19 protein-coding genes and 1 riboswitch are annotated in these 22,933 nt (G+C 50.9%); of the genes, 12 read left to right on the plus strand and 7 right to left on the minus strand.

The features are described 5' to 3' along the window. Positions 1-3 precede the first annotated feature (3 nt). Positions 4-396, minus strand: coding sequence for an OsmC family protein (locus HS100_03840; GenBank protein ID MBE7433021.1), 393 nt, complete (start codon positions 394-396; stop codon positions 4-6). Positions 397-597: 201 nt separating this feature from the next. On the opposite strand from HS100_03840, the gene HS100_03845 reads away from it, so the two are divergent. From HS100_03845 to HS100_03855, 3 genes are all read left to right on the plus strand, one after another. Further along, the gene (locus HS100_03845; GenBank protein ID MBE7433022.1) at positions 598-966 is read left to right on the plus strand and encodes a DUF1232 domain-containing protein; all 369 of its coding nucleotides are present in this window, start codon (positions 598-600) and stop codon (positions 964-966) included. A 6-nt stretch (positions 967-972) separates the two neighbouring features. Further along, the gene (locus HS100_03850; protein MBE7433023.1) at positions 973-2,199 is read left to right on the plus strand and encodes a PQQ-dependent sugar dehydrogenase; all 1,227 of its coding nucleotides are present in this window, start codon (positions 973-975) and stop codon (positions 2,197-2,199) included. A 109-nt stretch (positions 2,200-2,308) separates the two neighbouring features. Further along, a complete protein-coding gene (locus HS100_03855; GenBank protein ID MBE7433024.1) occupies positions 2,309-2,530 on the plus strand; it encodes a hypothetical protein in 222 nt (73 codons plus the stop codon). A gap of 89 nt (positions 2,531-2,619) precedes the next feature. Here HS100_03855 and HS100_03860 read toward each other — a convergent pair whose 3' ends face one another. From HS100_03860 to HS100_03885, 6 genes are all read right to left on the minus strand, one after another. After that, on the minus strand, positions 2,620-3,330 hold the full coding sequence (locus HS100_03860; protein MBE7433025.1) for an ATP-binding cassette domain-containing protein: 711 nt from the start codon (positions 3,328-3,330) through the stop codon (positions 2,620-2,622). Then, a complete protein-coding gene (locus HS100_03865; protein ID MBE7433026.1) occupies positions 3,327-3,980 on the minus strand; it encodes an ABC transporter permease in 654 nt (217 codons plus the stop codon). The genes HS100_03860 and HS100_03865 overlap by 4 nt, the downstream gene beginning before the upstream one ends. A gap of 2 nt (positions 3,981-3,982) precedes the next feature. Then, positions 3,983-4,804 carry a molybdate ABC transporter permease subunit gene (gene modB / locus HS100_03870; protein MBE7433027.1) on the minus strand — a complete coding sequence of 274 codons (822 nt, stop codon included), beginning with the start codon at positions 4,802-4,804 and terminating at the stop codon, positions 3,983-3,985. A 29-nt stretch (positions 4,805-4,833) separates the two neighbouring features. Beyond that, the gene (gene modA, locus HS100_03875; GenBank protein ID MBE7433028.1) at positions 4,834-5,598 is read right to left on the minus strand and encodes a molybdate ABC transporter substrate-binding protein; all 765 of its coding nucleotides are present in this window, start codon (positions 5,596-5,598) and stop codon (positions 4,834-4,836) included. A gap of 68 nt (positions 5,599-5,666) precedes the next feature. Beyond that, positions 5,667-6,530, minus strand: a complete 864-nt coding sequence (locus HS100_03880) for a substrate-binding domain-containing protein (protein MBE7433029.1) — start codon at positions 6,528-6,530, stop codon at positions 5,667-5,669. Positions 6,531-6,607: 77 nt separating this feature from the next. Then, entirely contained in the window at positions 6,608-7,582 is a 975-nt protein-coding gene (locus tag HS100_03885; protein MBE7433030.1) for a helix-turn-helix domain-containing protein, read from the minus strand. Positions 7,583-7,703: 121 nt separating this feature from the next. Continuing rightward, a riboswitch (SAM riboswitch) is annotated at positions 7,704-7,799 on the plus strand. Between the two features lie 63 nt (positions 7,800-7,862). Here HS100_03885 and HS100_03890 point away from each other — a divergent pair. The 9 genes from HS100_03890 to HS100_03930 all read left to right on the plus strand — a co-directional run bounded on the left by HS100_03890 (position 7,863) and on the right by HS100_03930 (position 22,918). Next, a complete protein-coding gene (locus HS100_03890; GenBank protein MBE7433031.1) occupies positions 7,863-8,294 on the plus strand; it encodes a nuclear transport factor 2 family protein in 432 nt (143 codons plus the stop codon). A gap of 1 nt (position 8,295) precedes the next feature. Continuing rightward, complete coding sequence (locus tag HS100_03895) at positions 8,296-8,730, plus strand: GNAT family N-acetyltransferase (protein ID MBE7433032.1); 435 nt, start codon at positions 8,296-8,298, stop codon at positions 8,728-8,730. Positions 8,731-8,807: 77 nt separating this feature from the next. Then, a complete protein-coding gene (locus HS100_03900; GenBank protein ID MBE7433033.1) occupies positions 8,808-10,328 on the plus strand; it encodes a hypothetical protein in 1,521 nt (506 codons plus the stop codon). 11 nt (positions 10,329-10,339) lie between these two features. Then, positions 10,340-13,870 carry a methionine synthase gene (gene metH / locus HS100_03905; protein MBE7433034.1) on the plus strand — a complete coding sequence of 1,177 codons (3,531 nt, stop codon included), beginning with the start codon at positions 10,340-10,342 and terminating at the stop codon, positions 13,868-13,870. Between the two features lies 1 nt (position 13,871). After that, positions 13,872-16,388, plus strand: coding sequence for a hypothetical protein (locus HS100_03910; protein ID MBE7433035.1), 2,517 nt, complete (start codon positions 13,872-13,874; stop codon positions 16,386-16,388). Then, complete coding sequence (locus tag HS100_03915) at positions 16,385-17,917, plus strand: phospholipid carrier-dependent glycosyltransferase (GenBank protein MBE7433036.1); 1,533 nt, start codon at positions 16,385-16,387, stop codon at positions 17,915-17,917. Before HS100_03910 ends, HS100_03915 begins: the two co-directional genes overlap by 4 nt. A gap of 21 nt (positions 17,918-17,938) precedes the next feature. Beyond that, entirely contained in the window at positions 17,939-19,306 is a 1,368-nt protein-coding gene (locus HS100_03920) for a DUF2029 domain-containing protein (protein MBE7433037.1), read from the plus strand. 7 nt (positions 19,307-19,313) lie between these two features. Then, complete coding sequence (locus HS100_03925) at positions 19,314-21,095, plus strand: hypothetical protein (protein MBE7433038.1); 1,782 nt, start codon at positions 19,314-19,316, stop codon at positions 21,093-21,095. A 2-nt stretch (positions 21,096-21,097) separates the two neighbouring features. Continuing rightward, a complete protein-coding gene (locus tag HS100_03930; protein MBE7433039.1) occupies positions 21,098-22,918 on the plus strand; it encodes a hypothetical protein in 1,821 nt (606 codons plus the stop codon). The last annotated feature ends 15 nt before the right edge of the window (positions 22,919-22,933 follow it).

Here is a 22,933-nt window from a genome sequence, read left to right on the forward strand (position 1 = left end):
GGATTATGTTGTTTCCACCACTTTGGTCATCACATCGAAGGTCGGCGGGTGCTCGAGCGTTTTCTTGACCTTGCACAACTCCGCCGAACGGATCAGCGCCGCATGATACTGTTCGGGGAATGTGGGCGGGACCTGGATCTCCAATTCGATGTGATCCATCAGACCGGTCGCCGGGTTCGGGTGATGATGCTGAATGATACGGATGCCCTCGGTGGGCAGGTTTCGCTGGCGGCAAAACCCCAGCACATAGATGCCGGCGCAAGTGCCGATGGAAGCCAGGAATAACTCGAACGGCATCGGCGCGGTGTCGTCGTTCGGCTGGTCGGTTTTTATCGTATGTCCGCGGAAGTGCGCGTCCACTTTTTGCCCGCCGGGGAAATCAATGATCATGTCCATCTGGAATTCTCCAATTTTGATTTGCATATTTTTGACGCATAACCCGTTTACCTGTTACGAACATTCATCGTGGATTTGATGTGACGTTTGTCATCATCCGGCAAATGCATCGGTTTCAGTCCGAATTCGTAGATTAACCCATGACGAACATCCCGAACCCAAAATCCGAATATAATGAACTCACAACTCAAAGGAGAAAAAATGACAGAGAAAAAATCCTCCGACATCATCGTCCCCCAGCAGGGCGGTGTGATTCGCAACCTGATGAACCAGCTCAAACTGATCTTCCGCCTCATCGGCGACCGGCGGGTCAGCTTCTTCGCAAAACTCGTTCCACTGGGAGCGTTTGCATACCTGCTCCTCCCGGCTGACCTGGCGCCAAACGTCGTCCTGCCAGTGATCGGCATGGTGGATGATGCGGCAATCCTCTGGCTTAGTTCTTACATTTTCACCGAACTCTGCCCACCGGAGGTTGTCGATGAACATATGAAGGCGCTGGCTGGAAACATGAAACCGAACGACGTCAACGACGACGTTGTGGACGGCGAGACGACTGAAGTAAAAGAATAAAGACGAATGAAAAGAATAATAATTCTATTAATCCTCCCGTTGCTCGCCTGCAGATGGAATGCACTCTTTGTTGCGCCAACCAGTACTCCCTTCCCTGTAAGTACCGGTGATTCGATTCCACAAACCGAAACCCTGCCTCAGCCGGTTACCAACACACCCCAAGCCAGCGAAACGCCGATCACGCAGGCAAACAGCTTCCCCGACCCGAGTGGATTTAGCTGGATCCCCATCCTCAGCGGGTTGGACCGCCCCGTGGATGTGCAATCCGCATTCGACGGTTCAGGACGATTGTTCGTCATCGAGAAATACGGCGCCATCCGCATCTATAAAGACGGTCAACTCAATCCCCAGCCCTTCTTGAACATCGACGATCGCGTCAATGACGAAGGTAACGAGATGGGCTTGCTGGGGCTGGCGTTTCATCCACAGTACGAAAAAAACGGGTATTTCTACGTCAACTACACCGGCGCTGGCGGGCATACGCGCATCTCGCGCTTTCAAGCCAGCGGCGATACCGCCGACCCGGCCAGTGAACTGGTAATGATGGTAGTGGAACAGCCCTACCGGAATCATAACGGCGGTGCGCTCGCCTTCGGACCCGACGGCTTCCTCTACATAGGACTTGGCGACGGCGGATCGGGTGGCGACCCGATGAAAAACGGGCAGAACAAGGGTTCTCTATTGGGAAAAATCCTTCGCATCGATGTGAATAACGGCGACACGTATTCCATCCCGGCTGATAACCCTTTCGGCAATGAGGTCTGGGCGTATGGGCTTCGCAACCCCTGGCGCCTATCTTTCGACAGAGTCACGGGCGACCTGTGGATCGGCGATGTGGGACAGAACCAATATGAGGAGATAGATTATCTCCCGGCTGGTTCGCCTGGAGGCGCGAATTTCGGCTGGAGCCTGATGGAAGGCAACCATGGCTACGACACGATCGTCCCTCAACCCGGCTTGCTTCTCCCCGCCGCGGAATACAGCCACGACTTTGGTTGTTCCGTTACAGGCGGATATGTCTATCGCGGCTCGATGCCTGAGTGGTACGGTGTCTATGTCTACGGCGATTATTGCTCGGGAACGATCTGGGGGCTGATTCCAGTCGATGGGCAGTGGCAGTCACAAGTCATGTTCGAGGCGGTGGCGACAATCACCTCCTTCGGCGAGGATGAATCCGGCGAGTTGTATTTCTCCAGCGATAACGGAAGTGTTTACATCCTTGCAAGAAAATAAAGACTTATCATATCCAAAATAAGCGGTTTGTCATTCGAGTTTATGACGCCTGTCACTGGTAAGGCAGGCGTTTTCCATTTAAACTAACAGTGCAGAGTCAGGAGGCAGTATGGCAAAGAAGGTTTGGCAGGTTGAAAAAACCAAATACTGCGAGCACGTGCAGGAAGTCATTGCCATCGAAGTCGAGGTTGTCTACCCGGCTGAGCATCTGCCTGAGCAAGCCCCGCGCATCCGTGCAAGGCGCTGTTCGAAAGCATTGGAGTGCAATTGTGTCGAACATCCCGCCTGTTCATTGAGCGGAACGAACCCTGACATTGACCCTGTTGAATAGAACAGCAGCAAAACGCTGTTCATCCAAACTCTCTCTCCTCCCTCTGAGTTGGTCTAAAGGCTGCGCCGCGCACTGCGCGGCGTATGCCGTTAAAGTCCGCGCACAAAGTCCCGCACGCTTGCATCAGCGGGACCGTTTTTTATCTCTTTCGGCTTTCCAACCTGCTTCAATTCATGATTGATGATGACAGCAACCCGGTCGCCGAATTGGGACGCTTCTTTCAGGTTGTGGGTTACAAAAATGGTCGTGCGGTGATCATCGCCCAGGACGCGCGAAAGATCTTCGAGCAGTTTTTCGCGCGTCTGCGGATCGACCGCGGAGAATGGCTCATCCATCAAAAGTAATTCGGGATCGAGAACGAACGCCCGCGCCAGGCTGACGCGCTGAGCCTCACCCCCGGAGAGTTGACCGGCTCTGCGCTCCAAAAGTTTTTCCACGCCCATGGCTTTTGCCCACCTATGGACTCGCTCGTGCCTTTCCTTTTTATCCACGCTGCGGAATTTCAACCCCAGCGCAATATTCTCACAGACCGACATATCCATCAGCAACGGATCTTGAAAAACGAAAGCGATTCGCCTGCGGTAGTCGAGGTCTTTCCATTCCCTTTGCGGTTTACCATGCATGGAAATATCTCCCCTGGATGATTTGAGCAAGCGGGCCAGCACCAGCAGAAACGTGCTTTTCCCCGCCCCGTTCGGACCCACCACGGCAAGCGTCTCGCCTTTGCGGATGTCGAGCGATTCGATCTTGAGCGCATCGCGCCCATTGCGTTGGACGAGCAGATTTTTTATCGCAATCATTTGCGCGCCCCTTTTTGCTGGATCCACGTCAATGCGAGATTGATGAGATAGGTGATGATCAGCAACAACGCACTGAGCGCGAGCGCCTGATCGAACTCGCCCTTGGAGGTTTCGAGCACAATGGCAGTGGTCAGCACGCGCGTCTGCCCGCGGATGTTTCCACCCACCATCATGGACGCGCCCACTTCAGAGATGACCGAGCCGAAGCCTGCCATGAGCGCCGCCAATAATGGAAGCCGCGCTTCCCGCCATAAGTGTAAGATCATTTGCGGACGCGAGGCGCCGAGTCCCAATAGTTGTTGCTGCAGACGCGGGTCGAGCGCTTCGAGCGCGGCGGCTGTGAGCCCCATCACCACAGGCGCAGAGATGACCGTTTGCGCAATGACGATCGCCCAGGGTGTGTAAATGAGGCGCAAATCCCCGAGCGGACCGCTGCGCCAGAGAGTCATTGCCACGACGAGTCCGACCACGACAGGCGGAAGCGCCATGCCTGTGTTCACAATGCTTAGCAACACTGAACGGCCTGGGAATCTTCCCAGAGCGAGCCAGGTTCCAAACGGGAGGCCTATGATAAGACTGATCGTTGTGGCAAGCAGTGAAACCTGTAAAGACAGGGTTGTGATTTCAAAGATTTCAGGATTGAAGGACATGATCAATAGTCACGCGTTTCTTCCTTATGGCTTTCCAATCTGCGTGTGAGGAGCAGAAGCAGGATCGAGACAATGACTAGAAGAGACGAGAGCGCAATGGCAATTCCCAAACTGCGTTCCAGGCCGAGGTAGATGGCGAGAGGCATGGTTTGAGTGACGCCTTCCAGATTTCCTGCAAAGAGGATCGTCGCTCCGAATTCGCCGATGGCGCGCGTCCATGTAAGGATGGATCCACTTAATATCGCTCTCCCGGAGAGCGGGATCATGATATGGCGAAAGACCTGCCAGTTGTTACTTCCCTCCACATATGCGGCTTCGAGGATCTGCGGGTCCACCTCGGCAAACCCGATTCGCGCAGAGCGGACGAATAATGGCGCAGAGACGAAAGTTTGCGCAAGAATGACCGCCGTGGTCGTAAATGGAATGGTGATCCCAAACATCCCGAACCATTCTCCGAACAATCCCTGCCTGCCAAAAGCGATCAACAGTGCAATGCCCGCCACCGAAGGCGGAAGGACGACGGGCAAATCGATCGCGAGTTCCAGGAGGGTTTTGTTTTTGAATTTTCCGCGCGCCAGAACGAAAGCCAGCGGAGTTCCAGTAATTACAGCGGTCAAGGTGCTGATCGAGCTGGTCAACAAACTCAACCGTAGTGCAGAGAGCGCCCTGGGTTCGGTCACAAAATGGAACATGCCGTCCATGCCGGCGCGCCAGAGCAGGGAAAAAACCGGCAATGCGAGCAGTACGATCAAAAGAAGACTTGGCGCCAGGAACAGCCATTCAGCGTACTTGAAAAAGAGGGTCGTTTTACGCGGAGATGCCATGACACTCACATGAAGTGAGTGGTTTTATATCATGGATTCACCGGTGTAAAGCCCCATCTTTCGAGAATGGCCTGTCCTTCGTGTGATAGCACAAAGTCAATGAACGCCTGCGCGGATTCTGCATTGGTCGAGTTCGCCAGAGGCGCGATGGGATATTCCGCAGTTATGTTGAAACCGGCAGGGATTTCGATGACCTTTAATTCAGGCGCGATCATGGCGTCCGAGACATAGACGATGCTCGCATCCGCTTCGCCCAACTGAACCTTGGCCAATGCCTGCCTGATATTGTCTTCATTGGAAACGAGGTTCGCGAGGGCCCGCGCGCTGAAATCACCTCCGAACTGCGCATTGAGATTCTCCAAAACTTGACGCGCATACTTCCCGGCAGGGACTTCTTCTGCGGCAAGAACCAGTTTAATGCCAGGTTTGCCAAGGTCTTCAAGCGACACGATGTTTCCCGGGTTGTTCTGCGGCAGGATGACAGCCAGTTGATTGGTAAGAAAGATTTGCGAAACACCATCAGCGATCAACGACTGCAAGATCAACGCATCCATCTCTTTGCGATTGGCAGAGGCGAAAATATCGGCCGGTGCGCCTTGTTCGATCTGGGTTCGCAGGTTTTGCGAGCCGCCGAAATTAAATCTGAGAATGACATTCGGGTGGGCGGCTTCAAAGGCTGCTCCCATTTCCGTGAAGGCGTCGGACAAAGAGGCGGCGGCATAAACGGTCAGCGTTTGAGGTTGGGATGCAGATTGGCAGGCGCCAGACAACAAGGCAAGCAAGAGAAACGACAAAGAAATCTTTTTCACGGGGTTGATTATACAGAAATGGGGGCGACTCACATGAACCGCCCCCGTGAAACCTAATTATCGAGACCGAGTTCGGCTGGGTCGCGTCCGGCATCCGGGAAGAAAAGCGGCTGACCGAATTTGTCCTTGCCGAATTCACTGATGACAGCCTGGGTTTCGGAAGCCACCATGAAATTGGCAAAGGCAAGCGCGCCTTCGTAATTCATCTCCGTCCATTTTTCCGGGTTGACTGTGATGACATGATATACATTCAACAGACCAGGCTCGCCTTCGACAAGAACTTCAAGCTGATAGTTGTCCTTGTTGGCAAGATACGTCGCCCGGTCGGTGAGAATGTAGGCTTGTTTTTCAGAAGCCACGGTCATGGACGCACCCATGCCCTGGCCGGTTTCGATGTACCAGGTTTGTCCGGCCGGATCGAGACCTGCGGCTTTCCACAAGGCCAGTTCCTTCTTGTGTGTGCCTGAATCATCACCGCGGGTGATGAACGATGCGCCCGCATTGAAGATCGTTGTGAAGGCTTCGGCGGCAGTCGCCATGCCTTTGATTCCCGCCGGGTCGGACGACGGACCAACGATGATGAAATCGTTATGCATGACGAGGAAACGGTCCTTGCCGAAACCGCCTTCCATGAAGGCCACTTCGGAGGACGGCGCATGAACGAGCAGGACATCGGCGTTGCCTTCTTCGCCCATCTTCATCGCTTCGCCCGAACCGACCGCCACAGTCTGTACGGTATAGCCGGTCTGTTCTTCGAACAACGGGATAAGTTCATCCAGCAAACCTGAGTCTTGTGTGGATGTGGTGGTGGCGAGGATGAGATTCGGGTTGGCAGGAGCGGGGGGCGCGCAAGCCGCAAGGAAAACGGCAGGCAGCAGCAAGAGGGATAAAAGGGTGTTGCGGTGGGTGTGTTTCATTCTTTTCTTCCTTTCGGTTTGAGAGCGATCATTGAACGATTAAGGAAAAACCTAATCGTAAATGCAAAATAAAAAAACTAGATCGGCACCACTTCCCCGCTGTGGCGGGTGTCATAGCCTGTCAATGACGACAGCAACGCGCGAAAGTCGGCGGTCTGGATGTAATCGAATAGCGGATTGAGATTCCTTTCCTGTTCACGCGGCAGGACAAGATCGTAACGTTCCTCAAAGAGCGGGATAAAGTCCAATCCTTTCTGATGGGCCGCCGCCTGCAAACCGAGAGATACATCCGCCTTGTTTTGGGAAATTAAAATTGCCGCCTCACTATGTGTTTTGACCTGGTTCTCGTACCCGGATATTTTCTCCACTGGGATTCTTAGCCTGCGCAATTCAGCATCCAGCCACAGGCGTGTCCCCGATCCGCGATTGCGATTCACAAACCGGACATTCGGTTTGGCGATATCCGCTACCTTTTTGATGCCTTTGGGATTTCCGCCTGCCAGCATCAATCCTTGCATGCGGTACGCAAGCGTGATGACTTCCACGTCGCGGTCTGGGAAGAGGTGTTTTACAAAAGGCGTGTTGTATTCGCCGCTTTCATCCAGCAAATGCGAGCCGCTGATCTGGCATAGCCCTTGGCGCAAATTAACCAACCCATCCAGCGAGCCGACGGGCAGGCTCAGCAGGTTGAAATGTCTGGTGAGATGGTCGGTTACATTCTCAAGCGCAATATCATGGCTGCCGGAAAAGATGAGCGAGGGTTTTCGGCTCTTGGGCAGAACGATCTCTTGTAGTAGCAATGCATCTGCTTTTGCCCGGTAGAACTTTTCCGTTACCTTGCCTGTCTTACGGATCTCGCTGATCTCGATCAGCCCGGCAGACTCAAGCGCAAGGATGTGATGACGCACCCAGGCGGGCGACTGTTTCAAGGTCCGTGCAAGAAGCGTGAGCGTGGCGGGAGCCGCCATCAACAGGCGCAGAATATCCATGCGGCGCGAATCCGCAAGCAGCTTTATCATGTCGAACGATTTGATGGGGCTGACGGTCTTCATCTATACAGGTAAGGGAAATCTTAGTCGTGAGTCTACCGGTTAAAGGAATGTGAGTCAAGCATGATTTTTATTTGACATTTATCTTCCCTCCGTGTTATAAAACGCAGACAAGAAACGGATAGACTCATCCAGAGAGGCTGAGGGACCGACCCGATGAAGCCTCGGCAACCGTTCAAGCGGTGCCAATTTCGGCAGACAACTGTCTGGGAGATGAGAGAGGAAATATGCCTTATAAAGCGCCTCTCTTCATGAGAGGTTTTTTTGTTGTATAAGGAGATGTATGTCGGTCAATAATAGAGTGTTAATTCAAGAATTGATAGCCAAATTCGCGAACAGCTTCGACCTGAAAGATTGGTCTGGATTGCAATCCTGCTTCACCGAATCCATTTATACGGATTATTCCGACCTGCGCGGAATGCCATCGCAAACCGTTTCCGCTGCGGATTATGTCAAATCGCGCCGCGAGTCGCTCGATCATTTGAAACTGCATCACTTGGTCAGCAACTACGAAATTGACTTCCCCAATTCCGGCGACGCGACCTGCCGCGCATCCATGATGGTGTGGCGCAGGTCTGAGACGGAAGAATTCGCTTCGCATTGCTTCTATATCTTCCAGCTTCTGCAACAGAATGGTGAGTGGAAGATCAGCGGCATCACGCAAAAAGTTTATTGGAATGACGGCAAATCATCCATTCATTCCGGCGCGAAATGACATGAAAACAGAAGTAAACATCCTTCTTGCTTCTGCGAACGATGCTCCCGCCGTCGCAAAATTGAATCTGCTCTTTAATGAAGTGGACGAATCTCCCGAAGCCATCGCCGCCCGCATAAGCGACCCAAACTGTGTGGAGACGGCCATCCTTGCAAAAATAGCGAATAAAGTTGTTGGTTTCGCCCTTGTGCATGTGGTGCCAAGTGTTTTATATTCCACTCCCCACGCTGAGTTGACCGAGTTATACGTAATGGAAGAATATCGTCAGCGCGGCATTGCAAGCGGACTTATTGCCTTCGCCGAGCAAATCGCAGTCCAAAAAGGCGCACGGAGTATTCTCGTGCAAACCGGTGACGATAATCTGTCTGCTCTGGCGCTATATAAAAAACTTGGCTATGAAGAGTATGATCTGGTGTTGAGGAAAAGAATTGCCTAGCCCCGAAGTGCTTCCACGAACTAGGGAAGGGCTTTAGCCCATCTTGAAGATATGCAAGGATTTATTGGAGAATATTTATGAAAGCTAGATGGGCGCTGATAGGGAAACAAGGTGATGGTTTTTCTGAGTTTGCTAAACACATGCTCAAGATGAGCCCATATCAAGTTGCCGCGAAAAACGGAAATATATACTTTAAGACAAGTTACGATGTAAGGACAACTACAAAATTAATTCAGCTTTCGAAGAGAATAAACAAAAAGAACTACAAAGACCAAGCAAACTTTCGTTTACTAAACTACACGTCTCCATTTTACAAAGATGTGACGCCGTTTTCTCTGGCGGATGATGTTTTACCAAGTATTGATAAGGATTTAGAAAACGAAAAAGATTTTCACAGATTCAAGCTGTTATCACAATACATATTCTACTCGTCTAAAAATCAATTATTTAATGTCTTTTGTGATCATCTGGCTCCAAACTTTTTCAAATGGCACCCAAATGGCTCTGTATATATTTCTTCTATGGATGTAACGCTAAACTCCAAACTATCTGTTTTGCGCCTATTAGGTGCAATTGAAAAGATTGGGAACCGAGATGTTAAGGATAAAGAAAAATATTTAAAATATATTGGTCTTGCAGATGCACAACCATCACATATTGTACGACCATCAAAATATCTATCAATTCCTATTGCTCTGTCGCTTCCTATGCCTATTGGCTTTTTGTCTCCGAGGCTTGTTGATACATTTATTTTCATGTTTGGAGAAAGGATTGAAAATGTCAGGGGAGTATTTCCGAGAAGTGGAATTGAATATTTTCAATCGGAAGCATCCTTGCTTTTACATGAAAGCAGAGAAGGACTATCCGCTTCTGAAATTCTTGTAGGGGCAAAAGTTGATCATTTTTCAATGATAAATAAAGAATTTTCGCAACAAGAGTGGTGGAATTTCTTCAATCAATATGTTAATCGTTTAAATAATTTTTTGTTTTATATTACAGACCCCGTAAATTTCTTGAGAGGTGATGGATATTGGTCAAATTTGACACAATATTTCGTTTGGTTGAATTTTGAAAGAATATGCGACGAGGTTGTGTTCTTGATTACAGAAGAAAATCAGTTTCTGCGAAAAATGTCGTTGTTTCGAATCTTGGATCAACTTGCTTCATTAAAAGAAAAAACAAATCGCGAACAAGTAGAAGTGTTCAAAGATTTCATAATTCCTAAAACAAAAACTGATATTATCAAAGATGGACTTCAAAGCTATCATGGAATTTTTAGTAAATATCTTATCAGTGAGCTTGAGAGGGTTAGACAAGACTTGAAAATCAAGGTGATCGACTCGGTTGTGTTAAGTGACCTTAAGAATTACAAGACCGAAACAGTCAACTTGCCTACTGGGGAAAATATTTCATTTGATGAGTATGTTCGTGAGGTAGTCCGCCAAATAAGAAATTCTGCACATGGATACTCCACGAATAAATATCTTATTACCAATAGCGGCAACATTTCTGATGACATTTCTTTACTTGGTGTCCTCGCTTTTTTTGCATTTATTGCAAACCCCGCCAAATTTTTACGCCCATTTTGGGAAGAATAGGTGCTTAATTAATGACCCAACGCAAATACACTAACCGCCGTTACCTCGACGCCCTCGAAAAGAAAGTCCTTGTCTTCGATGGCGCAATGGGAACGAGTCTGCAACTGCAAAACCTCACTGCCGAACACTTCGGCGGCGAGCAATACAACGGCTGCAACGACTACCTCGTCATCTCGTATCCCGAAGCCGTGGAAAAAGTCCATCGCTCGTTCCTTGAGGTCGGCGTGGATGTCCTCGAAACGGACACCTTCCGTTCCAATCGCATCACGATGCAGGAATACGGATTGCAGGATCGAGTTATCGAACTCAATGAAACAGCGGCATCTCTGGCAAGACGATTAGCCGATGAATACGCAGTACGCACGACCCAACCGAGATTCGTCGCGGGTTCCATCGGACCCTCAGGCAAACTTCCCTCCACCAACGACCCCGAGCTATCCAACGTCAGCTTCGATGAACTCGTGGATACGTTCCGCGAGCAGGCTGTCGGTCTGATTCGAGGCGGCGTAGATGTCCTCCTCATCGAAACCTCGCAGGACATTCTCGAAGTCAAAGCCACCATCATCGGTCTGCACAAAGCCATGGACGAGACTCAGGTCTATTTGCCGATCCAGGCTCAGGTCACGCTTGATACGACAGGTCGCATGTTGCTTGGCACCGACATCAACGCCTCGCTCGCCATCCTCGAAGGCATGGGCATCGATGCCATCGGTCTCAATTGTTCCACCGGACCCGAACACATGCGCGAGCCCATCCGCATCCTCGGCGAAAATTCCACACTGCCTGTGTCCTGTATTCCAAATGCAGGACTTCCTCTCAACGTCGACGGTCAAGCCGTATATCCGCTCGAGCCCGAACCATTTGCGAACGACCTCTACGAATTTGTGACCAAACATAATATTTCAATTGTTGGTGGATGTTGTGGCACGACGCCTGAACACCTTAAACAGCTGATTCAAAAACTGGATGCGCATCCACATCCCAAGCGACCGGATCAATCTACGCCTCAGCTTGCCTCTGCCATGTCAGCCATCGCCATGCGACAGGACCCACCTCCCACCCTGCTCGGCGAGCGACTCAACGCCCAGGGTTCGCGCAAGTTCAAGCGGCTCCTGCTCGAGGAGGATTATGACTCGATCCTCGAAATTGCCCGCGAACAAGTGGACTTCGGCGCGCACGCCCTCGACATCTCTTGTGCCGTCACCGAACGCCCCGACGAAGCCGAACTCATGCGCAAGGTTGTCAAGAAACTCGAGATGGGCGTGGACGTTCCGTTGGTGATCGACTCAACCGAACTCGACGTTCTCGAAATCGCACTCAAGACCGCGCCTGGACGATGTTTAATTAACTCAACACATCTCGAGTCAGGTCGCGATAAAGCCGATAAGATCTTCAAACTCGCCAAAGACCACAACGCTGCAGTCATCGTGTTGACCATTGACGAGAACGGCATGGCAAAGACCCGTGAGAAAAAACTGGAAGTCGCCAAACGCATCTACGACATCGCCGTCAACGACCATGGACTCAAGCCCGCAGATTTGGTCTACGATGCTCTCACCTTCACCCTCGCCACTGGCGACGAAGAATTCGTCAACTCCGCCATCGAAACCATCGAAGGCATTCGTCTCATCAAACAAGAATTGCCTGGTGTAATGGCATCGCTCGGCGTGAGCAATCTCTCGTTTGGTTTCGCGCCGCATGCTCGTCCGCCTTTGAACTCGGTCATGCTCTATCACTGCGTCCAGGCTGGCATGGACATGGCGATCATCAATCCCGCCCACGTCACCGCCTACGCCGACATCCCTGCCGAAGAAAAGGAACTTTGCGAAGACCTGCTCTTCAACCGCCGCAAGGATGCCCTGCAACGATACATCGAATACTACGAAAAGGTCACGCCCACATCCGAAGCGACTCTCACCGATCCCACCGAAGGCATGACCCCTGAACAGCGCCTGCACTGGAAGATCGTCCATCGCAAGAAAGACGGCGTCGAAGCGGATATTGATGAGATCATTACCAGAGAGATCTCCGAGGTCTCCAAGACCTCGGAGGTCTTACGAACGAAACACGAAGTAGCCGTCCACACCCTCAACAACGTCCTGCTCCCCGCCATGAAAGAAGTCGGCGACAAATTCGGTGCGGGCGAGTTGATCCTGCCGTTCGTTCTGCAATCCGCGGAAGTGATGAAGAAGACCGTCGCCCATCTTGAAAATTATTTGGAGAAGATGGAAGGCGTCACCAAAGGCACAGTCGTCATCGCCACGGTCTACGGTGATGTGCACGACATCGGCAAGAACCTCGTCAAAACGATTCTCGCCAACAACGGCTACACCGTCATTGACCTCGGCAAGCAAGTCCCAGCAGAGACGATCATTACCAAAGCTGTGGAAGTCAATGCTACCGCTATCGGGCTCTCGGCATTATTGGTTTCTACATCAAAACAAATGCCGCTCATTGTCAACGAACTGCACCGCCGTGGACACAAAGTCCCCGTACTCATCGGCGGCGCGGCGATCAACCGTCGCTTTGGGCGTCGCATCCTCCAAACCGAAAGCGGAGATTTCTACGAGCCCGGCGTCTTCTACTGCAAGGACGCCTTCGAAGGTCTTGAAACGATGGACATCCTCATCAACGACGAGAAACGTCCCGAACTTCTCGCCAAAACGGTCAAGGAAGCTGAGATGGAACTCGGGCGCGCTAACGCCAAACCTGCCAACGTGCCAACCTTACAACGTTCAAACATTCAGCCCGCTCCTCTCACCCTGCCTCCCTCCAAATTCGGCATGCGCGTGGTCAAGAACATGCCGCTGGAGATCGTCTTCACGCATCTTAATATCAACGAACTGTATCGCCTCTCGTGGGGCGCCAAGAACACCCACGGTGCGGAGTGGGACAAGCTAAAGACTGAATTCGACGCGCGCCTGCTCCGGATGAAGAAAGAGGCGTTGCGCGAGAAGTGGCTCAATCCCCAGGGCGTGTACGGACTCTTTCCCGCCCAGTCGGAGGGCGACGATCTGATCGTCTACAACCCAGAAAATCTCGACCAGGTGTTGACGCGACTCTCCTTTCCGCGCCAGCCGTATGACGAACATCTCTGCCTTGCGGATTACTATGCCTCCGTCGAATCCGGTCAAATGGACGTGGTCGCCTTCCAGGTAGTCACTGTCGGGCAGGAGGCAACCGAACGCTTCGAACGACTGCAATCTGCCAACAACTACACCGAAGCCTACTTCACGCATGGACTGGGCGTCCAGACTGCCGAAGCGACCGCGAATTACCTGCACGAGCATCTGCGCCGCGAGATGGGCATCCCTGAGAATCAAGGCAAACGCTACTCGTGGGGCTACCCCGCCATCCCTGAGTTGGAGGATCATCAGAAGATCTTCGAACTGCTGCCCGCGGTCACACAGGAATTGGGCATGACCCTCAGCCCGTCATATCAGCTGATCCCCGAACAATCCACCGCGGCGATTATTGTCCATCACAAGGTCGCGAAATATTACTCGGTCGGTGAATCAAGAGTCGAGCAGTTGATGAAATGATATGAGCAATTCAAGCAAGACCGATCCACGCCGCTTTATGCGCTTCTTCCAACTTGCCGGTTTTGAACTGACACTTGCAGGGATCTGGACGCTTGCCATTGCGCTTTCTCAAACTCTGCGCACCACAACTCTGCTTGCACTTGCGACGATGATAGCTGGCATGGCTTGCCTAATTGCGCCAGCCATCTTGAAGAACAGGGCGCCCGTTATCATTTCAGTTTTGGAAAACAGACTCACGCGTCTTGGCGCGCTTGCGATTCCCATTCTGCTTTCGGCCTTCCTTTTTCTCCGCATGCCGAATATCGATTCCCTGAAAATAATCGCCGCGATTCCCGTTTGCGTCTGGCTGATCGGAATCGAAGTCCTTTACTTCTCTCCTATCCCGGGCAAATCAAGCCGGGAAAACGTCGCGTCAAATCGTTATTTGTTTTTTGCCCTGGCATTGGGGTATGGAATCCTTGTCATCCCCTCGCGCGTTCCTTCGATTTTCGATGGCGTACCATGGAATACATCGTGGGAATTCATCACTGCGACAATGTTGTTGCCTTATGCCTTTTTCTTTGGGAAAAGATTCCTCTCGAAAAAAATAGTAACGCTTCTTCTCGCCCTGTTACTTGCGGCCAAAATATCCCTGAGTTTTTTCCTTCCCCAATCCGGGTTGGGTATACGGATATACCTTTCAGAGCAAGATCGCGCCTCCGGCTTTTTCGAGAGGACGTACGAATCATCTCTCGATCCCTCCTACAGCCAGGTGATGCAGAAACCATACCGGACGTTCTTCGAATTTCCTATTGAATCCATCAACCGTCACGGTTTCGACAAGGAAAGCTTCCGGATGACAGTGGAAATCAACGGTGTGATTTCCATGAATGAAGACGAACGACTGGTCATTCTTCTTCAAGGTGCGGTGGAACGCGAGATCGAACTCGTGGACCTCTCGACCGGTGAATATATTCCCGTCGAGACCACCAAATCCGTGCAAGACCTGGATGTAGATTTTTTCACCGATTTGCCTTATATCGGTAATGCAGTAATCAAAGGCCTTTTGGTCTTCCCGAACTACGGAAATGGGCGGTTCGAACCTGTCATCCTAAGGTCGGACGGTTCGGTCGCCTCTGCATTAACAAAAATCTCACTTCATCCTTCCAATCCCAGCTTCCCAATGCGCGGTTTTCAGCTCGTCCAAAACCTGATCGCGCTGGTGTTTTTTGGGGTTATCGCGTTCGCTTTATTGGATGGAATCCATTTTTCATACAGAACGGGAGCTATCTCCCTTCCCGACTTTTATCTTGCGCTCACCGGATTCGTCCTTTATTACGTAGTGGATGTTGCGGACAAGCCCGGCATCGACTTCTTTTTTCTGATCATCGTTCTTGCCTTTACCTTGGCAAAGGCATACGAATACTTCTGGGGATTCCAAGCCTATTCAGGAACGGGGTATATGTTCGCGATCGGATTTCCCGTGCTCCTTATGTTTCTGCCGCTGGACATGCACAACATTGCCGCTGTGATCCCCATCCCCCAATATCAGGATGCGATGGAATACCAGATTCTGGCACGGAACATTTATGTCGGCGGGGATACGTTCCTGATCCAATCACCGCCCTGGGCTTACAAAGTGCTGTTTCCCTACGTCGTCGGGTTTCTGCACATCCTCTTCGGGCAGTCCCTGTCGGCGCAATTCTTCCTGAATGCATGGTGCGCGCTCTTGAGCGCCGCTTTCATGAACAAGATGGGGTTGTTCTTTGGCCTGGCCAAACCTGCTTCCTTTATTGCTTCAAGTGTCTTCTTTATCCTGCTGCTCCTGCCGTTGAGTTTCACTTATTTTTTTCGTTTCGGGTTGATCGAACCGGTTGCCATCCTCACCTTGCTGTTGACCGTGTATTATGCTAAAGAACACAAATTTGGCGCGATGTTTGTTCTCGGACTGATCACAGGGATGCTGCGCCTGAACTATGCAGGAGCCATCTTCACATCGATCACCCTCCTTGCGCCTTCCTTCACTGGCGGGTTGGCGCAAGCCTGGGATTCTTTCGTCCACTGGCTTCGGTTAAGTTGGAGGCGTGTTTTTGTCTATCTTATCGCGATCCCCTTTCCATCCCTGTTGATCGCCTACATCTATACCCAATTTCATCCAGGCTATACTTTGACGCATGAAATGAACGACCAATCGTCCCTTGCCTCCATAGCGGAAAGCATTGCAAGTGTCATCGCTGGCAGCGACCGGGAGTATTTTGCCTTCCAGATCCGTACTCATCCGCTCGATCTGGTCTTGATCGCATTCCCGATTTTGTTTGGATTGTCGACTGCGCTGGTTTCGCTGGTCTATCGCAAGGGGATTCTTGAAAAGTTGGACCTGCGCCTGAGTCTCTTTTTGTTGAGCATGCTGCCGGTCTATGCGGTCTTGAAACCCATCGGATATTTCCCGCGCTACAGTTGGTCTTTCCTTCCGCCTGCGTTGATCGTGCTCGCCTTGGTTTTGCAATTTGCGTTTCTGCGGGATAATACGAAGCAATGACCTTTTTCAAGCGCCCCATTTTCGTTCTTCTAACGATCAGTTTGCTCTCAGGGATTTTCATCCTCCGAGGATACGGCCAGAGCTGGGACGAGCCGGATATTTACCGCTACGGCGATTACACACTCGAGGTCTATCGATATTTCTGGCATCCGAAAGACATGCCGAACTTCGACACGAATCTCGATTTTTATGGTCCAGCCTTTTTTATGATCGCAGCAATCTTATCGCGCGGGCTCACGGCTCTGATCCCTTCATGGTCGGATGTTGACGCCTGGCATCTCGTTTACTTTGCAACCTTCCTCATTGGTGTTTACACCCTCTACCTTTTGGCAAAACGCTGGATGAGCGAATGGGCATCGTTCGGGGTCGCGATTTTGTTTTTGACCCAGCCATTGCTATGGGGACACGCCTTCATCAACCCGAAGGATACGCCTTTCATGGTTTTCTTCATGGCAAGCATATACCTCGGATTACGTATGACGGATGCCACGCCTCGTTCTTCGGGTAAACTGATCTGGCTCATTCTTGCCGGGATTCTTCTGGGAATGACGATTTCATTTCGGGTGCTGGGTCCGCTTGCTGGAATTATCGCGCTGACAAACGCGGCGATCAAGGATTGGAAAAACGCGCTTACGATTTGCGTTCCCTATCTGTTGATCGCGGGCACGACTGCGTATCTCACCTGGCCCTTTCTATGGGGAGCGCCCATCCCGAATTATCTCGAGAGTCTCAGCTTGATGTCGAAATTCCCTTTCGATGCGATGGTTCTATTCAACGGGACGCTCCTACCCCCGGACCGCACCCCGCGATTTTATTTCCCTGTGATGTTCGCGCTTCAACTGACCGAATCCCTGCTTCTGCTCTTTGGGTTTGGTTTTACGCTTTTGGTTTTGTCTTTTCGGAAAAAGGAAGTCCTCGAACCGATAACGATCTTCGCCGGGTGGTTTCTTCTGCCTGCATCCGCGATCGTTTTATTGAGAAGTAATCTATACGACAACGCCCGACAGTTGTATTTTCTCTTCCCTCCCATGTTTCTCGCGGCTGGATTCGCAATCGATTGGGTATTCAACCGCGTTACCCGTCCCATACATCGAAGTATTTTCCTGTTGTTTACCGTCCTGCCGGGACTGATCGCCTTCGTTAGGCTCCATCCTTATGAATACGTATATTACAACTCCCTGATCGGCGGCGTGGACGGCGCGGTCCGCCGCTTCGAGACGGATTATTGGGGAATATCTTTTAAAGAGGCGATGGGATACGTCAACTCGGTCGCACCGGAGGGAGCGCGCATCCTCATCCTTGCCGGTCCCAATGACATTGCCAGCAGTTACGCCCGCCCAGATATGGAAGTTGTCACCGAAGAGACGGATTACTCGGAGGAGAAACTTTATGACTACGTCTTGATCCTGACGCGGAAAAACGTCAACGAAGGGCGCTGCAAAAAATCGGAAACCGTTCATACGGTCGGTCGAGGCGAAGCGGTATTCACGTTCATCAAAAAACTGGGTCCGGAAGGGCGCTGTAAATAAAACTGCTGGTAAGATAAACGCATGAGCAAATATTTCAAAACCGCGATGAATGCCTGGTATGCTGTTACCTTCCTTGTTGCCGCCAGCCTCGCCGTCATCTACCTTCGCAATGGCATGATGGGGCTGGATCTCTTCATTCAGGAATGGCCGCTTTCGAACCTCGCGGTGACATTGGCATCCACGGCCGCCTCGTGGCTGCTGATCGGCGCATTGGTATATTTGCTCGCAAATGAGAAGATTAACAAATCCAACCTCTGGCTGACTGCTGGATTCTTTCTTGTGATGTTCGTTTATCTGGGAATCCTGCGCGAACGTTTCCGCTACGGCGACTACCACTACTACCTCGAAGCTGCAAACGCCCTCGCGAACGGACAGCCCCTGCCCGATACATATCTTTACCTTCCCCTTTGGGCAACCCTGCTTCGATTTCTCGTCCCCATAGGTGATCAGGGATTCATGATCGTCCTCTGGGTCGTCAATATCATCGCACTTTCCGCTTTTTACTTTCTACTCATCAAAATCCTCCAACACTACAACTTCTCCCAACACCTCTCCATCTTCATCACCGTCATCTTCATCCTCGTCAACACCCCGCTCATGCGGACGCTCGGCTTCATTCAAGTGAACCTATTGACGATGGATTTGATTTTTCTTAGCCTTCTTGCTTACCCCAAAAACACCCTCCTCTCCGCGCTTACGCTCGCGCTTGCGATTCATCTCAAGACCTCCCCTGCGGTCATTGTGCTGGCATTCCTGCTCGAATTCAACTGGCGCTGGCTGGCTTGGTTCATGCTCAGTTTTCTTGTCATCGGTCTAATCCCTGCAGCGATTAACGGTTTTGACCCATACTTCCAATACGTCAATAATGCCGTCCTCCTCACACAGATTCCAGACACGAACTTCCACGACACATCCTTCGATTCCTTCCTGCGTTTTCTCAATCCTTTCTTCGGGATTCAGATTGAAACCACCCGCATCATGGCGCTCGTGGCAAAAATCATCCTGCTGATTGCCACGCTTTACTCCATGGCACGGAACATCCGCGAACGATCCTTCTCCCAAGAGAATCGTCTCCTCAATGCCGCGCCGGCATTGTTCATCTTCATGACCCTTGGCTCGCCCATCGTCTGGGATCATCACGGATTATTCGTCACGCTTCCCTTCCTGCTCCTGCTTAAACGCATCCATTCCCCCGCGCAATGGATTTGGTTATTCGGCGCCTACTTCTTTGAATTCATCCAGCCGTCCTTTGATTTCTTCCCATGGTCATACGGGCGCCTGCTCGCGCCGATGATCGTCCTCTGGCTGGTGTTTGCCACGCGCAAGGAAAACGAGCCGTCTCCCTTCATCACATCCGCAAACCAGTGGCTTGCAAAACTTGCGGGCTGATTTCATGATGAAACACCTGTCAACAATCGTATTTGCCCTCATCCTGCTCGCAGGTCTTTTTACCTTCGATCAATATGGCGAAAGCTGGGACGACCGCTCCCTTCAAAAATATGCCGAGCTTTCGATGCAAGCCTACGCCACCTGGCCTCGGCAGGGCTTCGTGGAAGCTGACCCGCAGAACCTCGCGTTCTATGGTCCTTTCTTCATTTCTTTCACCGCCGTAACCTCCAACTTCCTAAGTGCATTTCTCCCAATTCACATCGCAAACCTTCGACATCTCATTTACTTCCTCACGTGGTTTGCAGGCATCGCCGCATTTTATTCAATCGCCAAACGGTTTGCGAGTCGCATCCCGGCACTCGGCGCAACTCTGCTTTTCGCAACCCAACCCCTGATCTGGGGTCACGCCTTCATCAATCCCAAAGACACGCCCTTCCTTTCTCTCTTTCTTCTTTCTTTGTCATTGGGGATGAATGCCTTCGACAAGCTAGAACCGAATCCACCCATCGACCTTTCCCCTCGCTCCAAACGAATCCTCGCGCTTCTGAACATGGTATGGCTGGTCTCTGTCTTCTCGCTTTTCATCTTCACCGAAAACATTCATACCTACGTCCAGACCCTCGTCCTCTCCGCCCAATCTGGTAACACGAATATTCTCTCCCTCATCGCGAAGAACATCACCGGCATCTCTGCAGAGACGTACACCCAGCGTTACTTTGTCCTCTTTCTCCAACTCCGAACTTTTTACTTTCTTCTTTCCACACTCGCCCTTCTGCTCGCCTGGCGCAAACTCAATTACCAATTACCAACTACTTTAATCACAATCCTCCCCTCGGCAACCATTTTGGGACTCACCGCCTCCACCCGCATTCTCGGACCTTACGCCGGTTTGCTCGTTATGCTTTACGCTTTGCGTTTTCGCGGCAAATCCGCGCTGACTCCACTCACCATGTACGCCATCGTCGCCATGATCGCGACCTACCTCACCTGGCCCTACCTGTGGATGAATCCCATTGGGCATTTTTTCGGCAGTTTCAGAGAAATGGCATCCTATCCCTGGTATGGAGAGGTGTTATTCAACGGTGGGAAATACCTGGCAGATGACCTACCTTTTTCCTACTTGCCCATCCTCTTTAGCATTCAATTGACTGAACCTGCCTGGATCCTTGCTGCCATTGGTTTCATTTTTATCGTTAAAGAGTTTGCTCAAAAAAAAGATCTATTGATCCTCTTCTTCCTTTGGTTTTTACTTCCAACCCTATTGTTCATTTTCCTGCATATCTCCCTTTACGACAACTTCCGCCAAATACTGTTCGTATTGCCTCCAATATTCCTTCTTGCCGGATTGTCTTTCGATCGGATCAAAGGGATTCAATGGCAGATCGTTACAATCGGGCTTACCCTGATTCCCGGTCTGACCGCTCTCATCAACCTTCATCCCTATCAATACATCTATTACAACTCCTTTGTAGGCGGAGTCGGTAGCGTGCAAGGACGTTTCGAGACTGACTACTGGCTCACGTCCTACCGCGAGGCTGCGGAATATCTCAACGAGAACGCCCCGCCCGATTCCATAATCTGGGTCGAAGGTCCGGGTCATCTATATTCGATCTTTGCAAAAGAGGAAGAGAACGTCTATTCCTGGAGCCGCCTCGAACCGTCCGAACCGATAGACTACATCGTCGTCACCACACGATATGACTTTGATAAAACCGTTTATCCCCAAGCCGAGACCATCCACACCATTTCACGCGGCGGCGCGGATCTGGCTGTGATAAAGAAACCTTGACAGTGGAATCTGTAATCACAAAACGTTCAACATTCTTTCAGCAAAACCTCCCGGTTTTGATAATCTTTGCCTTGATCCTCCTGTTCGGATTATTGACCTTCGAAAATTACGGCGAAAGTTGGGACGAGAACCTGCTCCAGATTTATGCGGAGCAATCCATCAAATCCCATTCCACATGGATGGAAAAAGGCGAAGTGGAGTTCGAACACGAAAATCTCCGTCATTACGGTCCAGCCTATGTGATATTCGTGTATGTCTCAACCGGATTTCTCGATCAATTACTAAATCTTCCCGCCACGGACTTGCGGCATCTTGTTTATTTCCTTACCTATTTTGCGGGTCTCATAGCCTTTCATTCGCTCGCCCGTCGCTGGCTGGATCCGCTTTCCGCTGCCGGTACAACTTTATTCTTTGCAACACAGCCATTGTTCTGGGGTCATGCCTTCATTAATCCAAAGGACACTCCTTTCCTCTCCCTCTTTTTGTTGAGCGTCGCCGCCGGATTCAAAATGGTCGATGTGATTCAACGACTTTCGCTAGAAGAATTTCATCAATCGATTGGAAGGAAAACGATTATTATCTCACTTTTCTGGTTGTTATCCATCATTTTGCTTTTCGCTTCCACTGAGGTCATTCACAACATCATCATTGCTTTGGTTATGTCCGCGAAAGCGGGTGAAACAAATATCATCTCGTTCATCGCCACCAAACTAAACGAGGCCCCGGCGGGAGCTTATATCCGGCGGTACTTCACGTTATTTATGCAGGCGCGTGCCTTTTATTTTCTGGTTTCAACAACCGCCCTCCTTTATTACTGGCGGCGTCATCAACCTGTATTGTTGAAACTCCTTGTGATTATTCTCATTCCAGCAATCTTGTTAGGACTCACTACTTCCACCCGCGTTCTCGGCCCCTTCGCCGGTTTGATCGTTGCATATTACCTATTACGCACTTCGGGAAAGTCCTCGATCCCCGCCCTCATCATGTATGCTTTCATTGCCATCACCGCCGCCTACCTGACATGGCCCTACCTGTGGCTAGATCCCGTCGGTCATTTTTGGGAAAGTTTCACCACCATGTCATCCTATCCCTGGCAGGGAGATGTGCTTTTCAACGGCGCGAAATTTCCCTCGACGGCATTGCCTCTTTCTTATCTACCACTATTATTTTCCATCCAACTCACCGAGCCTGTTTGGATCCTGGCACTTGCAGGTTTGTACCTATCCTTGTTTGGTTCGGCAAAAAAAACGGGCCTGCCGATATTGTTTCTTTTATGGTTCCTGTTTCCCGTGGCGATCCTCATGCTTCGCGGCGCTTCTTTATATGATAACTTCAGGCAGATTCTTTTCATCTTTCCTCCAGTCTTTCTCATGGTTGGAGTTCTTTTCGAGAGAATTACCAAACCTATATGGCGGACCGTTGTAATCGCTGTCTGCCTTCTTCCGAGTCTTTTCGGCGTTGTCTCGCTGTATCCTTATGAGTATTCGTATTACAACCAATTCATTGGAGGTGTCCACGGCGCAAGCGGGCGCTTCGAGACGGACTACTGGCTGACGTCCTATCGTGAGGCGGCGGAATACATCAACGAGAACGCCTCTCCCTCCGCCGGAGTCTGGGTCGAGGGACCTGGAAATGTGTTCTTCCCCTTCTCGCGCCCGGACCTCAACGTCAATTCGTGGAGTTCCTATCAACCGGTGAGCGGATACGAATATGTGGTAGCATCCTCGCGCTTTATGGACAATGAAACCGCTCAACCGGGCGCAGTAATCGTTCATAGAATAATGCGCGGCGATGCCGTACTGGCTGTGATCAGAAAACCTTGAATAGAATTGTGATTT

The organism is Anaerolineales bacterium, assembly GCA_015075725.1.
Taxonomy (GTDB): domain Bacteria; phylum Chloroflexota; class Anaerolineae; order Anaerolineales; family Villigracilaceae; genus Villigracilis.